The organism is Sulfoacidibacillus ferrooxidans, assembly GCF_022606465.1.
GTDB classification, from domain to species: domain Bacteria; phylum Bacillota; class Bacilli; order Alicyclobacillales; family SLC66; genus Sulfoacidibacillus; species Sulfoacidibacillus ferrooxidans.
The window spans coordinates 574,437-589,013 of sequence record NZ_JALBUF010000001.1; the positions used below are offsets into that span (position 1 = coordinate 574,437).

Annotated in this window: 12 protein-coding genes; 5 read left to right on the plus strand and 7 right to left on the minus strand. The window is 42.9% G+C overall.

Features of this window, described 5'->3' with window-relative positions; translation table 11 throughout:
- Window positions 1-19: 19 nt before the first annotated feature.
- Complete coding sequence (locus tag MM817_RS02880; protein WP_241711925.1) at window positions 20-2,263, minus strand: Tex family protein; 2,244 nt, start codon at window positions 2,261-2,263, stop codon at window positions 20-22.
- A 168-nt stretch (window positions 2,264-2,431) separates the two neighbouring features.
- Between MM817_RS02880 and MM817_RS17195 the strand changes: the two genes are divergently transcribed.
- The 4 genes from MM817_RS17195 (at window position 2,432) to MM817_RS02900 (ending at window position 5,773) form a co-directional block, all read left to right on the plus strand.
- Window positions 2,432-3,592 (plus strand): glycosyltransferase family 4 protein, encoded by a 1,161-nt coding sequence (locus MM817_RS17195; protein ID WP_241711926.1) that lies wholly within the window; start codon window positions 2,432-2,434, stop codon window positions 3,590-3,592.
- Between the two features lie 89 nt (window positions 3,593-3,681).
- Window positions 3,682-4,830, plus strand: coding sequence for an NAD-dependent epimerase/dehydratase family protein (locus MM817_RS02890; RefSeq protein ID WP_241711927.1), 1,149 nt, complete (start codon window positions 3,682-3,684; stop codon window positions 4,828-4,830).
- A gap of 53 nt (window positions 4,831-4,883) precedes the next feature.
- The gene (locus MM817_RS02895) at window positions 4,884-5,348 is read left to right on the plus strand and encodes a GtrA family protein (protein ID WP_241711928.1); all 465 of its coding nucleotides are present in this window, start codon (window positions 4,884-4,886) and stop codon (window positions 5,346-5,348) included.
- A gap of 221 nt (window positions 5,349-5,569) precedes the next feature.
- Complete coding sequence (locus MM817_RS02900) at window positions 5,570-5,773, plus strand: cold-shock protein (protein WP_241711929.1); 204 nt, start codon at window positions 5,570-5,572, stop codon at window positions 5,771-5,773.
- A 66-nt stretch (window positions 5,774-5,839) separates the two neighbouring features.
- On the opposite strand, the gene MM817_RS02905 is transcribed toward MM817_RS02900, so the two are convergent.
- The 3 genes from MM817_RS02905 to MM817_RS02915 form a co-directional block, all read right to left on the minus strand.
- The gene (locus tag MM817_RS02905; RefSeq protein WP_241711930.1) at window positions 5,840-6,163 is read right to left on the minus strand and encodes an ArsR/SmtB family transcription factor; all 324 of its coding nucleotides are present in this window, start codon (window positions 6,161-6,163) and stop codon (window positions 5,840-5,842) included.
- A 110-nt stretch (window positions 6,164-6,273) separates the two neighbouring features.
- Window positions 6,274-7,671, minus strand: a complete 1,398-nt coding sequence (locus MM817_RS02910; protein ID WP_241711931.1) for an amino acid permease — start codon at window positions 7,669-7,671, stop codon at window positions 6,274-6,276.
- Window positions 7,672-7,759: 88 nt separating this feature from the next.
- Window positions 7,760-9,760, minus strand: a complete 2,001-nt coding sequence (locus tag MM817_RS02915; protein WP_241712270.1) for a chloride channel protein — start codon at window positions 9,758-9,760, stop codon at window positions 7,760-7,762.
- Window positions 9,761-9,918: 158 nt separating this feature from the next.
- On the opposite strand from MM817_RS02915, the gene MM817_RS02920 reads away from it, so the two are divergent.
- Window positions 9,919-10,287 (plus strand): hypothetical protein, encoded by a 369-nt coding sequence (locus tag MM817_RS02920; protein ID WP_241711932.1) that lies wholly within the window; start codon window positions 9,919-9,921, stop codon window positions 10,285-10,287.
- Between the two features lie 56 nt (window positions 10,288-10,343).
- Here MM817_RS02920 and aspD read toward each other — a convergent pair whose 3' ends face one another.
- The 3 genes from aspD to MM817_RS02935 form a co-directional block, all read right to left on the minus strand.
- Complete coding sequence (aspD, locus tag MM817_RS02925) at window positions 10,344-11,987, minus strand: aspartate 4-decarboxylase (protein WP_241711933.1); 1,644 nt, start codon at window positions 11,985-11,987, stop codon at window positions 10,344-10,346.
- 151 nt (window positions 11,988-12,138) lie between these two features.
- Window positions 12,139-13,494, minus strand: a complete 1,356-nt coding sequence (locus MM817_RS02930) for a GH1 family beta-glucosidase (protein ID WP_241711934.1) — start codon at window positions 13,492-13,494, stop codon at window positions 12,139-12,141.
- Between the two features lie 41 nt (window positions 13,495-13,535).
- Window positions 13,536-14,546 carry a LacI family DNA-binding transcriptional regulator gene (locus MM817_RS02935; RefSeq protein WP_241711935.1) on the minus strand — a complete coding sequence of 337 codons (1,011 nt, stop codon included), beginning with the start codon at window positions 14,544-14,546 and terminating at the stop codon, window positions 13,536-13,538.
- Window positions 14,547-14,577: the final 31 nt, after the last annotated feature.

Genomic DNA, 14,577 nt, shown 5'->3' on the forward strand with positions numbered 1-14,577 from the left:
CCGTGATTGATTTCGTTCGTTATTTGGCAACCGATTTCATGGATAAACCTAATCGTCCTTTTTGCACGTCAATTTGAATCACGCTCACCTGTACAATATCGCCTACCGCCACGACATCCATGGGATGTTTCACAAATTGATCAGCCATTTGGGAGATATGCACTAGCCCATCATTTTTCACACCAACATCTACAAATGCTCCGAAATCCACGACATTACGCACGGTCCCCGTCAATACCATGCCAATTTCTAAATCCTCCACTGTTAATACATCCGTTCGTAATAGCGGAGGATCTACATCTTCTCGCGGATCACGTCCTGGCCGTTCGAGGGCATCGAGAATATCTTTTACGGTAGGGATCCCCTGCCCTAACTCATCTGACAATCTAGCTATAGGCATGGATCGCAGTTCCTGCATCACTGTAGCATGTGTTTGTGGATTTGCAAAAATGGCCTTTGCTCCCCCAAAACGCGCTAATAAAGCATGTACTGCAGGATACGATTCAGGATGAATGGATGTTGCATCGAGCGGTTCTTCTCCATCTGGTATCCGCAAAAATCCCACACACTGCTCAAGTGTCTTAGGACCAAGTCGAGGGACTTTTGCTAGCTTGCTACGACTAGTAAACCGACCATTTTCTTCTCGGTAATGAACGATATTTTTTACAGCCGTTTTATTAAGACCTGCCACATAGGAAAGCAAACTTGCGGAAGCCGTATTGACGTCCACACCCACTTGATTGACAGCTGACTCTACAACAGCACTCAATTGTCCATCTAATTTTTTTTGTGCAACATCATGTTGATATTGGCCCACTCCCACCGACTTTGGATCAATTTTGACTAACTCCGCTAGTGGATCTTGGAGCCTTCGCGCAATGGAAATCGCACTGCGTTCAGATACATCCAAATCAGGAAACTCTTCTCCTGCAAGTACTGATGCCGAATATACACTAGCGCCCGCTTCTGACACTATCGCATAAGGTACCAGCCGCGCAGTTTGTTCTTGATACTCTTTGACACATTGTGAAATAAAAGTTTCCGTCTCGCGCGAAGCGGTACCATTACCAATTGCAATGAGATCGATCTCATACTGTTTCAACATGTCTAGCACTGTTTTTTTTGCAGCTTCCACTTTGTTTTGCGGAGGCGTGGGATAAATGACTGCTGTCTCAAGCAATTTCCCTGTATCATCCACAACCGCCAACTTGCAACCCGTACGATAGGCTGGATCTACACCAAGTACCTTTTTCCCCCGAAGCGGAGGTTGCATGAGTAAATTGCGTAAATTCGCACCAAAAATCTCAATCGCTCGATCTTCTCCACGATCAGTCAATTCATTTCTAATCTCTCTCTCGATAGAAGGAGCCAACAGCCGTTTATACGCATCAACTACCACATCAGTTAGCCACAACCAGATCCATGACTCTTGTGCCTCTATAGAGTTCTGCCCATACCGCGTGGCCACATGCCGTTGAATCAACTGAGATCGCACTTCTTCTTGCTGTATAGTTATAGAGATGCGCAAAAAACCTTCGCGCTCACCGCGATTTAACGCTAAGATGTGATGCGGCAATATTTTATGAAGAAGCACTTCAAATGCATAGTACACTTCATATACACTTTCTACTACCGCATCTGTGGCAACACTGTGCAAAACTCCATGAGCAAAAGTCCACTGACGCAACCAACTGCGGGTGTCTGCATCATCTGCTATCATTTCTGCGATGATATCTGCCGCACCCGACATAGCTTCTTCTGCCGTTTCAATACCAAGGTCTACATTCACAAACTGATCTGCATACCTTACAATCGTCTCCCTATCATCGTGGATTCGCTCTTTTTGAATGAACCAAGCTGAAAGAGGCTCTAGTCCCCGTTCTTTTGCCACGGATGCTCTTGTCTTGCGTTTGGGACGATAGGGGCGATAGATATCCTCGACTTCTGCCATCGTTGTTGCTGCAGTGATCGCTAACGTTACTTGTTTTTCAACTTGCTCATCTGTAAAAATACCCTGCTCCTCCAAAAGCCGTATCACATCACATTTACGCTGATATAATGTCGTTTGTAAATGAAACTGAGCTTGAATGTCCCTAAGTTGATTTTCATCGAGTTCTCCAGTCATTTCCTTGCGATAACGTGCAATAAATGGAATCGTATTGCCTTGTTCAAATAATTGAATGGCTGAACTCACTTGACTTTTTTTCATATTCAACTGAAGCGCTATCCCATGTGCATAATCAGGTTCCACTAATGTTGTCATGATATGATCCCCTTCAACTTGTTTAGCCTCTTCCCACTAAAATGTACACATTACGTAACGTCGCGGCAAGTTTATCCTTTTTACGAAGAAAGCTATCGTTTCGTAAAGATCGGGTATAATGTGGACAGAGAGTCATAATACACGAACGGATCTTCGGGAGGTACCTGTGTGAAAATCGCAATATTTACTGAGACATTTCTACCCTCCACAGATGGCATCGTTACACGCCTATGTTCAACTATCGACCATCTTCTTGAAATGGGACACGAAGTAGCCGTTATTGCCCCAGACGGGTCGCCTGCTTTTTATAAAGCTGCTCCCGTACTTTCTGTAAAAGGAATTCCTTATTTTTTTTATCCACAAAAGAAATTTTGTCCTCCATCACCTAAAATCGGGACATTTCTTAGGTCCTTTAGCCCTACCCTTATCCATATTGTGAATCCAGTCGTACTTGGCTTAAATGGCATATACTATGCACGTAAAATGCGCGTTCCGCTGATTGCATCCTTTCATACCAATCTAGCCGCGTATGCCCATCTATACCACGTCCCATTTCTAGACCCAGTGGCTTGGAGTTATTTGCGGCTTCTCCACAATCAAGCCATACTTAATCTTGCCACATCCGAAGCCATGGTCGGGGAATTAAAAAAACGCGACTTTCACAATACGCGACTTTGGGCTGGGGGTGTGGATGCTGAACTTTTCCATCCCCGCCAACAATCTGATGCCATGCGTGCCCGATTAACAGGGGGAAAAATAAAAGACCCTGTGTTGCTCTATGTTGGCCGCTTAGCACCTGAAAAACAATTAGAGCGACTTCGCCCAATCTTAGACGCTATTCACCCTATTCATATCGCATTTGTTGGGGATGGTCCAGACAGAGCTCGACTAGAACATATGTTTAAACATACGCAAGTACATTTCCTCGGCCTTTTACATGCAAATGAACTGGCTGCTGCTTTTGCTTCTGCAGATGCGTTTATTTTCCCATCCACCACTGAGACGCTTGGACTCGTTTTATTAGAAGCGATGTCATCGGGTTTGCCTATCATTGCGGCTAAGAGCAAGCCCTCGGAAGAATTGATCCGGCAGACGGAGGCAGGAATTTTATTTGATTCCGAAGATCAAGAATCCTTACTACATGCAGTGCGATCACTTCTCACACAGCCTGATCTACACCATCAATTAGCGACACAAGCTCGCTCTTCCATTGAATTGCGAGGGTGGGAAATCCCAACGAAGGCGCTTGTTGAATACTATCAGGTAGCCGTGCGTGCACATCAATTACATCATCATTCTGTGACAAGTGACATTGACATTCCAGTGTAAACAGCTACATAATCAAGTGCCCAATTGTATAGTTGCAATGGTATAATTGTAGGCGAAGACATTGGAATCATATAGGTTGAGGTGACATAATGAGGATATTAATTACCGGTGGAGATGGATTTTGCGGCTGGCCAACTGCATTGTACCTTTCCCGTAAAGGACACGATATTGCCATCCTAGATAACCAATTACGCCGTGAGTGGGATCGCGAGCTAGGTATTGCATCTCTTACGCCAATTGCTTCTATGGATGAACGCGCACACGAATGGGAAAAATATGCGCAGGGCTCATTCACTTCATTTGACGTAGACATGCGGGATTATGATGCATTAGCTAGCGCAATTGCTGCATTTGTTCCAGAAGCAATTGTGCACTTTGCTGAACAACGATCTGCACCATACTCCATGATTGACCGTGAACACGCTGTATTTACTCAAACGAACAACATTGTAGGGACACTTAATCTTCTGTACATTATGAAGGACATCGTTCCTGACTGTCACTTGATTAAACTCGGAACGATGGGCGAATATGGAACGCCAAATATCGATATTGAGGAAGGCTATATCACAGTTGAATATAATGGTCGAACAGATACACTACCGTATCCTAAACAGCCACCTTCTATGTATCATCTTTCAAAAGTTCACGATAGCCACAATATTATGTTTGCATGCCGATCATGGAACTTACGGGCAACAGATTTAAATCAAGGCGTCGTATATGGCGTCCAAACGGAAGAGACACGGCTCCATCCCCTCTTATCCAACCGATTTGATTACGATCAAGTATTTGGAACAGCACTCAATCGCTTCTGTGTAGAAGCGGCAGCAGATCATCCGCTTACTGTGTATGGATCTGGTGGGCAAACTCGAGGATTTATTAATTTACTAGACACAGTAAGGTGTATTGAAATTGCAGCATTACACCCAGCTAAACCAGGGGAATTCCGCGTATTTAACCAATTTACAGAGGAATTTTCTGTTGCTGACTTAGCGTCTAAAGTGGAGCATGTCGCTTCTAGTATGGGCATTCAAGCAAACATTTCTCATCTAACCAATCCGCGTGTAGAGTCAGAAAAACATTACTATCATGCGGCACACACAAAGTTACTGGAACTGGGACTAACGCCTCACTTACTTTCGGATCAAGTCATCCGAGACATCATTGAGATGGCCCAAATGAACAAAGATCACATACAACTGGAACACATTATGCCAACTGTCACATGGTCTTAACTTATTATGCCTTGTGCTAGATGAGAAACACGCGCAGTATGGGGGAATAAATCATGGCTCAAGTGTCAAATAAGCCAGCACAGCCGAGAAAGGCTCGCCTGATTAAAGGTCGCTATCAGAGATTTTTGATCGTTGGATTGATGAATGCCTTTGTCGATCTTGCCATTTTGAATTTCTTGATGTTTACTTTCCCCACAAGATCGTCTGCGGTGTTACTCATATACAATACATTTGCCGTCATCTGTGCCATTACTACGAGTTACATCCTTAATCGCCGCTGGACATTTGCTGACCAAGCAAATAATAGTCGCAGACAAACACTGTTATTTTGGATGCAAGGAATTCTTAATATCGTGATCAATGACGCAGTACTCGCTCTTACATCTCGTTATTTTTTCCGATCCTTAAACTTGCCGCTAATCATTAGCGGCAACTTATCCAAAGCAGTAGCGATGTTTATGGCGTCGTCTATCAGTTATACTGTTTTGCGTTTTTTTGTTTTTCGAACCTCATCATAAATGGTGCGTTCGATGTTGCTTTTATTGCTTTCGTACACCTCTTATGGTACAATCATTGATATACACAATGAGGATTTTGTACATTTGCATACAAGTAGATGTACTATTAGTCATACGGGGATGTTTTTTCTATACAGTGTCAGTAAGAGTCAAGAAAACTGTCCTTAACAAGAGTTGAGGAGAGTTTTTATTTTGCATGTCCAATCGAAAGAGGGGCTACCATGTATTTTCACAAGAAATCAGCAGAAGACGTTCCTATGGAAGATACGGAAATTTGGTCCTGTACAAAAGAAGATTGCAACGGCTGGATGCGGGCAAACTTTACATTTGACGAAACACCTAAGTGCAGACAATGTTTGTCTCCTATGGAACGGACATCAAGAATGCTTCCGTCCTTAAATAACTCAAATATGGATGCTAAATAATCCACATGACACTAGAAGCACCCAAGTAAGCTGAGATAAAGATCTCCGCTTACTTGGGTGCTATTTTTACTGCGCAGTCTGTTTCATGAGAGATACAAGCCAAGCTTGAATATCCCGCACTACATTTGTATGGCAAAAATAATAATGCCATACCCCTTTTTGTAAATGTCCAACGAGCCCAGCATGTCGTAAAATAGCTAAATGCCTCGACACCGTTGATTGAGGTAATTCTAGCATGTCGCTTAAATCTTGAACACAAATTCCATTGACCTCTTCACCATCAATATGACAATAGAACTCCGTTTTCGTAAGTGCCTCAAGCAATGACCTTCGAATAGGATCCGCCAATGCTTTGAAAGCTGCATCAATATCTACAGTAACGTCGATCACCCTCATCAATACTTGTATACAGCACTAATTATGTGCAAGATGCACATCTCACTGTATATAGTATGATTGTGGCATTTTCATACTTAAAAAGTCAACCATTACAATCGAGTTCATGGCTTCACTAGTTTCTTTTTAACAAATAGATAGCTTACACCAATGATCATTGTGATAATGGCAAATGCATAAAAGGCAATTTGTTGATCCTTTTGAAATAACGCATACACGGTGAGAACAACGATCGCAACCATGGTGATGACTGTGGAAACCGGCTGACCAAATGCTAGCCGAGAAACTTCCCCTTGTCTTCCCTCTTTTGTGTTACGCCATTTAAGAAAAGTCCACAACATCATAAACCAGTAGAAAAAGGTCATAAAACTGGATGCGCTAATAAGAAAATTATAGATATTGGACGGCAAAATAAACGCTGCCCCAATCGCAATGAAAATCCCACCTGCCGTACTCGATAGAGCCCCATATGGGACATCTCGCTTAGATGTCTTAGAGACAAAACGAGGTGCTTCACGGTCTTTTCCTAAACTCACTACAATCTGATTGGCTGAAAACACAGCACCAGCCATGACACTAAAAGAGGCAACAAGGACAACCGCATTAAAGATATACGCTAATACAGGCATCCCTGCATGTTCTAAGGATAAAACAAATGGACTTGTCTTTGTGCTCACTGTCTGCCAAGGTTCAATCAATAAGAGTCCACCAATGGATAACACATACACAAGCGTCAAGATGATGATCGTCCATATGGCTCCTTGCTCAATTTCTCGCGTATCTTTTACTTCTGCAGCCGCTGTTGCAAAAACGCCAATCCCAGCATAGGCAAAAACTACGATTAACATGGACTGTAAGATACCAGTGATACCATGTGGAAAAAATCCTGCAGACGTAAGACTGGCATGTGCAAATCTACCCACTGTGGCGTGCCCGAACATGATTACGACGACAAATAGGATAAAACCAACCAAGGCAGCTATTTTTACGATACTCATCAAAGATTCTACACGACCAAAACTTTTAACACCAAAAGCATTGATCAGCAAAATCACGGCAGAATATACAGACGCAAATATCCACAATGGAACACCCGGTAACCACACACGAGTAAACACACTCATCGCCACAGCTTCACTCGCGATCGTTAACACACTAGCTAAATAATACATCCAGCCCTGCATGTACCCAGCAAATTGTCCAATATACATATCAGCATAAACTTTAAACGACCCTTCTACAGGATGTTTTGTTGCAATAGAGGTGAGTGCACCTGTAACTTGTGCGGTTAGAAATGCGCCAATCACAAATGAGATTAGTACGCTTGGACCTGCAGTGCGTATGGGTAATCCACTGCCAAGAAAAAAACCAGCTCCAATAATGCCCCCAACCCCAATGAATATGAGCTCACCCAGTCCTAAAGAACCATGACCTTTTTTTTTCGATAGATAGCTGATCTTTTGATTTCTGTGAATTAGCATACTCTGTTTACTCCGTTGCATCCAAGCTCCTCCTACAAATGATGATCTTCAGAGCTAGCATGTGATGCAACAAATGCTTTTATGCTTGATGATGGTGTTTCTCCCTCACTTACAAGAGAACAGCCCCATGAATTTGTGCGAGGACAAGGTCCACTTCAGAGAGTGGAGAAATAAAGACCAATAACTCATCCCCCGGCTTCAACACTGTATTCCCATGTGGGACAACCACTTCTCCTCCTCGTTTCACAGAAACAATGACAGCCTGTTTAGGTATACTTATTTCAGATAATGGACTCTCGACAATCGGACTCGAATGCTTTAATGGGATACTCACAAACTGCCCCACATCTCCAGTATAATCCTTTAACTGCTGTACTTTAGCGTTGGATTCAGTCGAATACAACGTATAAGCACTATACGCACGAACGACATCGCGCTGAGTGAGCGTTCCCACAACTTCATTTGTGTGATCATCTACTACGGGCAATAAGGTAACATCATGCAACGAAAAAAGACGCATCGCTTCTTCTAGAGTAGCGCTTTGCACGATGACAGGCAGGACAGAAAAATCAAGCATGGATAAAGGAGTCGTCAGCGGCATACTTTCAGCATAGGAGCGCAAGGTTTCAAGCGTCATAATTCCCTGTAATTGTTGTTGATGATCTGTAATAACAGCTACATGATCGCGCGACAGGTTTACTCCGTGATACGCTTCTACTAGTGTGTCGTCAGACGAAAAATAAGCGGTCAACGGCTCCATGGCTTGTTGCACAGAGATACGTTCTGTGGGCCGCACCTCATTGCCACGTAGGATGTGTATCCCCAGTCTTGAAAGTTTTACTGTATACATAGAGTCACGCGTAAGTAATCCATGGACTACAAAAGCCGTCACACAGGCAGCCATGACAACAGGGGTCAACTGATAATCTCCAGTGACCTCGAGTAAGATCGTAATGGATACAAATGGAGCTTGAGCAGCCGCAGCAAATATGGCACCCATACCTGCAATGGCATAGATTTCTGGATGCGGAATCAACCCAGGAACGATAAAACGTAATCCATCGCCATATAATGCACCGAGCATCGCACCAAGAAAGAGCGAGGGTGCAAAGACACCCCCAGAACCACCGGACCCAACCGTAGTGAGTGTCGCTACATATTTCAATACAAACAGAAGAAGAATGGTTCCAATGGCCAGTTGACCACCGAGTGCCAAATGGATCGATGGATACCCAACGCCTAGGACTTCAGGTGCCAGCAAGCCAAGTACTCCTACGAGTGCCCCACCTGTAATGTTTTTTACCCAAAAGGGCACACGCCAACGCTCTAGTAAATCTTCCGAAAAGGTCAATCCTTTAGAATAGGCAATGCCAAGTGTTCCAGCCAGTAAACCAAGGATAATCATAAACAAGAGCGCTATTGGATGAATCACAGGGTAGGGGATCGTTTGTAACACGGGGTGATTCCCCATGATTGCATCAAAAACTGTAGACCCTGTAACTGCAGCTAAAAAAACGGGCATAATAGCCCCCATCGCATAACTGCCTAATATAATTTCTAAGCCAAAAAAACCACCTGCAATCGGCGCATTAAATGTCGCCGCAATGCCTGCTGCTGCCCCTGATGCTAAGAGAAGGGAAATATACTTATCGGAGAGCCGTAGCCGTTGTCCAAGAATCGAACCAAAAGCGCCACCGATTAACGCAATCGGACCTTCTCGTCCCACGGATCCACCTGCACCGAGCGTGATTGCAGGTGCTATTATACCAAAAAAAGCGACACGCGGACGAATCTTGCCGCCACGCAAAGCAAGCGATTCTAGTAATTGTGGTACCCCGTGGCCTTTGACTTCTTTTGCAAAGAAATGTGTAATGAGTCCAACAAGCAATAACCCTAAAGCTGGAATCAAAGCGCGCAGTGGAGAATGTGTGACAGGTATCATAGAAAACCATGAGGCAAATAAATGAATCATACCCCTAAATAAAATAGCTCCTAGTCCACCGATCACTCCGATCAAGATCGCAAGTAAACCCACAATGATGGGTTCACGATACGGATGGATTAGCCAGCGCTGCAATGGTGACTGTTTAGGCCGAGCTGGTGCAATCACGGATGACAATACAAGATCCCCTTATGTACAATGTGAAATTTGATAAAACATAGGTGTGATAGAAGTCCACGACAAAATGAAAGTATGTACATATAGTGTACATGACTATAAGAGCAGGAGTAAAGGTTTATTTAAGCTAAACGAAACGGGGTGTCGATGTGAACGCTGCTACATCTAATTCTGTGCAAAATAAAATAAAGCACAGGAATAGTGAACAGTCTCATCGCCCATCACATCATTCGCAGCAGACACCTCCTGAATCCGTGCGATGGATGGTTACCTTTCTCATTTTGCTTGTTCGCTTTATTTTTGTCCCTGTCTCTATGTACAATACGTTCCTAAACCTCTTTATCATTGTCTCCTTGTTGCTCGTCGCATCAACGACAGATTTCGCAGTTACACGTATTTTATTTTTAATCGTCATCTTCACAACATTTGAACCTGCCCAATATGGCGAACACGAGGAACAGACCAAAGGATCGTTGCTCATCCCCAAATCAAAAAGCCTGTCTTCTTGTACACCATAGAAGACAGGCTCATCTTTTCATCCCATTAGATTAAAATCACAATAGTTCCGCGCTACTTAATTGAGTTCCTTAAACTGCGTGACATACTCTTCTAAAGTATGATGTAACGCTTCACCAATGTTGGCATACGCCTCATCCTCTAAATTAGCCAAAGAGACTCGAATTGACCAATTCGGTCCATGAAATCCTCCACCATTTAGTAAAACAATGGCTGATTGTTCAGCTAAGCGAAAAAGAATATCCACTGGTTCGTACTCTTGTTGAAGATACTTTGTGAATTTTTCACCATAGTGATGTTGAGCCCATTCACCAAGATCAAACTCTGTATAATAGGCGGCATCATACGGATCCTTTCGTGCCTCTATTCCTAATCCATCAAACAATAGCTTCTTGCGGCGACGACAGATGTCTTTAGTTAGTTGCTTATATCGTCCTTTGTGATCAAGTAAGGCAAACGCTGCGAAAAAAGCCATCTGTACTTGTTGAGGTGTAGACAAACCTGCTGTATGGTTTAATGCTACTTGACGACTATCTGCCACCAATCGATCGATGAAGCGTAATTTTGAGGGATGCAACGATAGAGAACCATAACGCTTTTTAAGTTGCTCTTGCTTGACTTCTGGTAATTGCTGAATTAATTGGTCAAACACATTATGGTGTTGTACGGATATGACACCAAGTCGCCATCCGGTAACACCAAAATACTTAGAAAATGAGTAGACCCCTATCGTATGAAAGGGCAAGTCTGCCATTAACGAGTGATAATCATCTACAAATGTCCCATACACATCATCAGATATAATCATTAATTGGCGATTATGCTTCGATACAACCTCCTTTAGGAGTTCGCGAGATTTTGGGTTCATTGCAACAGAAGGAGGGTTACTCGGATTCACAAGAAACAAAGCTTTAATAGTTGGATCACATAGCTTATCTATTTCTGATTGTGGATACTGCCATGTATGAACGTCATTTTCTGTCATTTCTGTGGCACGAATCTCGACTATTTCAAAATTGTATTTTGATAGCTGAGGAATTTCAATATACGGAGGAAAAATAGGAACCATGAGGGCAATCTTATCTCCAGATTCCAGTAAATAGTTGGCGTAAAGCGTCTCAAAAATATAACACATCGCAGCTGTGGCACCCTCTACAGAAAACAAATCGAAGTTCCCTAAAGATGCCTCACTATGCGCCATTTCTGCAAGCACATAATCGTGAACAATTTGTTCTACGTGTACAAGCATTCGATCTGGAAGTGGATAATTGTCTCCAATAATGCCATCTACAAGTTCAAATACCCACTGATCCGGGTGGAAATGCCGTTGTTCAATGCCATAATTAATGATGTCCATCAGTAACTTGACACCTGGTTGCTCTCTATGTTTGTTTACATATGCGTCGAGTCTTTGGGCAATTCCATCCTGTTTTGGTTGTCCGGCAAGATCACCTTCATTCCATACTCGTCGTGTCTCTTCTACTGCAAACTGACCAAACACAAAAAAAGCTTCACGTGGAGTAGCAGCAGTCCAGTTCGGATTACCCCTCCCAGCATCCAGCATCGTTCTTGCACTCTTTTTTTCATTGTCCTTCGCCAAGCGAATGAGCTCATTTTTAAATTCAAAAGGGCTAATTCCCTCATAAGGACGCTCCATCTTGCGCCGCGATTCTTGACTCTCTTCTTGTTTATTGTCGTTCATCTGTTACAGACCCACCCCTATCCAATAACTGTATGTCATTATTTGCGGATAGGGGTGAATCCATACTCATATTCCTTAAAGATCATGATACCCATACAGGATGACTATCAGAAAGCTTATCCTAGCATAATTTTCTTAGTACGTTTCTCTTCTATTTAGCGGAGAGTTCTCTTATCCATTGCGAGTACCAGAGTATACTATCCTTAGGTGTGCGTTTTTGTGTTTCATAGTCTACGTATACTGCACCAAATCGTTTGCTATAGCCAAATGCCCACTCAAAATTATCCATAAATGACCAAAGATAATATCCGCGCAAATCTACTCCTGCTTGTAGCGCCACTGTCAGTGCTTCTAAATGTTCCTTAAGATATGCAAGGCGAGCTACATCATGGATAGATCCATCAGACTCAACGACATCAGGATAAGCTGCACCATTTTCCGTTATATAGTAAGGCAACTTCCCATACTCTTTTGTTAATCGAATCAGTAGATCAGATAACCCCTTACCATTGATAGGCCACCCCATATCTGTGATGCGATCTTGTGGGGTTACGTGTTTTCCCATCACTCCACCATGCTCATCATGTGCTATTACACCATAGGAATAGTAATTGACCCCCATGAAATCATTTGGCAAACTAATAAGATCTAAATCACCATCTTTCACAACAGATGGCATGGTTCCAAAAATATCCCCTAATTCTTCTGGATATTTCCCTTTAAAAATAGGATCCAAGAACCAACGATTAGAAAACACATCTTGATAGTTAGCTGCTCTACGATCCGCTTCACTCTCTGTTGCAGCATAAGCTGGAGTTAGATTTAAAGTAATACCTATCTTACCCTTATGATTATTTTCTCGATAAGCCTGCACTGCAAGTCCGTGCGATAACAATAAATGATGAGAGACGTCTAATCCAATCTGCGCATCAGTAATACCCGGCGCATGTTCACCCTTAATATTTCCCAAAAACGCAGTACACCAAGGTTCGTTGTGCGTTATCCATTGATTCACCCTGTCGCTAAAACGATCAGTTAATGCCATACTATAGTCGGCGAAACGATATGCGGTATCGCGATTGAGCCATCCACCATCCCGTTGTAACGCCTCTGGCAAATCCCAATGATACATCGTAGCCATAGGATTAATTCCATGAGAAAGTAATGTATCAATTAATCGATCGTAAAATGCGATCCCTTTTTCATTCAATTTACCTTTACCTTCGGGAAAAATTCTCGACCAAGCAATAGAAAAACGGTAGTTACGAATACCCAAATCACTCATCAACTGAATATCAGACGGATATAGATGATAATGATCGCAAGCAACCTTCCCATCCTCATGTCCAGATACTTTACCAGGAACTTCACAAAAAGTATCCCAGATAGACGGACCTCTCCCGTCTTCATTCACAGCACCTTCAATTTGATACGATGATGTTGCAACTCCCCACTGAAAATCTCGAGGAAGAACGTTCATCATATCTTTGATCAATTTTTCACTCATAACAACATCTCCTTAAACTAACATACGTTTTCTACTAAACACTATAGTGGACGAGTCGACTGACGAACCATAAGCTTCGTTGGAACAACATAGTGTAATGGTAAATCATCAGATTTCGAACGAATTAATCTAAACAATACTTCCGCGGCCAACTGTCCCATCTGTTCTTTATCTTGTGAAATAGTTGTTAATTGCGGATAAATATAAGATGCTGCTTCGATATCATCAAACCCCACTAGACTGATTTGATCTGGAATATCAATCCCTCGCGAATGCATAATCTGCATAGCTCCGATCGCACACACATCTGCAGAAGAAATGACAACATCTGGCCATTCCTTTGAAGAAAGAATCTTTTCCATTGCCGCTTGCCCACCTTCAAGTGTAAACAATCCATTTTGAATCCACTCAGAACATGGAGCGATTCCTACTTCCTGAAGACCACTATAAAAACCTTGTAACCGTTCAACGGCCACAGGAATTTTTAGGGGGCCATGAAGAAACCCAAACTTACGATATCCATGATGATACAGCACATGGACTAGATCTTGAATGGCGCGACGATTATCTGAAGTTACTGATCCCACTTTTGGGCCTGTAACGACATAATCCAACCCAACCATGGGTATGTCAATTTGCATTAACTCGTCCACTGCTTCCTCAGGAGTTCCTATCAACAATACACCATCTAAATCGCGATGTTTAATTCGATCTAGAATTCCCCACCGGTCAAATGGTGCTCGACGATTACTAAGCAACATCATGTCATACCCTTGTTCACCAATCGCATCTTTAAAAACATTGAGTAAATGTCCAATAAATGGATGCCGCAAACCCGTACCATCCAATGACGGATAAACAACACCGATCGTGTTTGAACGATGCGTGACAAGGTTACGAGCAGTTGCACTAGGATAGAAACGAAGTTCCTCGGCAATGCGAAGAATATTGGCCTTTGTATCTGCATTGATATCAGGATAGTTATTAAACGCCCTTGATACAGCTGCAACTGATACCCCTGCTCTTTTTGCCACATCTCTAATCGTTGCCACTATGTGCTCCTCCTGCAATGTTGTGAACGTG